The organism is Nonomuraea sp. NPDC050536, from assembly GCF_044457685.1.
Classification (GTDB): domain Bacteria; phylum Actinomycetota; class Actinomycetes; order Streptosporangiales; family Streptosporangiaceae; genus Nonomuraea.
The window spans coordinates 1-1,181 of sequence record NZ_JBITHD010000060.1 but is presented as its reverse complement, the minus strand read 5'-3'; the positions used below and the strand labels follow the sequence as shown (position 1 = coordinate 1,181).

1 protein-coding gene is annotated in these 1,181 nt (G+C 64.3%); it reads right to left on the bottom strand.

Annotated elements, in window-relative coordinates:
• Positions 1–804: CHAP domain-containing protein (locus tag ACIBHX_RS52355; protein WP_397076542.1), on the bottom strand; the 804-nt coding region annotated here is incomplete at its 3' end.
• Positions 805–1,181: the final 377 nt, after the last annotated feature.

Here is a 1,181-nt window from a genome sequence, read left to right as displayed (position 1 = left end):
CCCGATCTTCCCGTCCAGGCCACGCCCGAACACCGTGGTCGCATTAGAGACCGGATTGAACACCGACCAACTCGAATCCCACGACGGAAACGCCGGGTTCACGGCTCCTACGGGAGAGACGTATCCGAGGAAGTCGTAGCCGGACCCTTCGAGATTGGATTCGATCTGATCCGCTGTCCCTGTCTCCTCCGTGACGTGGCCGCTTTGGTTGCCGCCGATCTCGGTGAGAGTGCCGTCCGCGTGCACGGATTCGACGAATCCGACGTGCGCTCCGCCGTCGGTCTTGGTAGGGAATCCCGGACCGCCGAAGATCATTGCGTCTCCGGGCTGGGGGGTGTAGCCGGTCGGGTCATGCCAGGTGCCATTGCGGTCGCCGTACTTCACGAAGGTGGTGACCGTCCACCCCAGCGTGGAAACATCGACGCCGGCCTGACCCCAGACCCACGTCGCGAAGGCGGCGCACCACTCACGGTCGCATGAGATGCCGTCGTAGGTTGACGAGCAACCCTTGCCGAGTTGGCTGTGGGCGATCGAGACGATCTTGTCGCGGCTGACGGTGGCCGATGCCGATGCCGATGCCGCCGGAATCACCGCTGTGGTGGCGGCAATGAGCACGGCCGCGGTCGCGCGGCTGACGAATCCCCGTAGAGACCTGCGCCGTGGTCGGCCGACAGAGTTCATTCCTCGGACCTTGACCGGATGCTCCGGGTCGTGGCCTCCTCTGCCTAGTCTGGAGACACAGCCTTCGACCGTGCCCCTGGGCGCGAACACCGCCGACAGTGGCGATCTGATGGAGAACTTCACATTTGGCTCCTTCGCCGCGCGGCTAGGGGCATCACCCATAGCCGTGATCGTGAATGCCCAGTCAGCGCCATCACCGAGATGCGTCACGGCGGGGACGCTGATATCGAATGTGATGCGCCGATGGGCGGCAGACCCGGACACCCTCAGCCCACGCGTGGACAGCGGTTTCGGTATGGGAGCGGGGTAGTATAGGTAGGCGTTCCACCGTGGTGGCGCCGTGTGTCGCTGCTAGACACCGGCACAACGTCAGCTAATCCACGTGGTGGTTTGGGTCATGGTCCGGCGAACCGCCAGTTGTTGTTCACCTCGGCCCACTGCGACCAGCCCGACCCGGAGTTTTGGGTGTATCCGATTTTGCCGTCGCCGCCTCGGGCGAA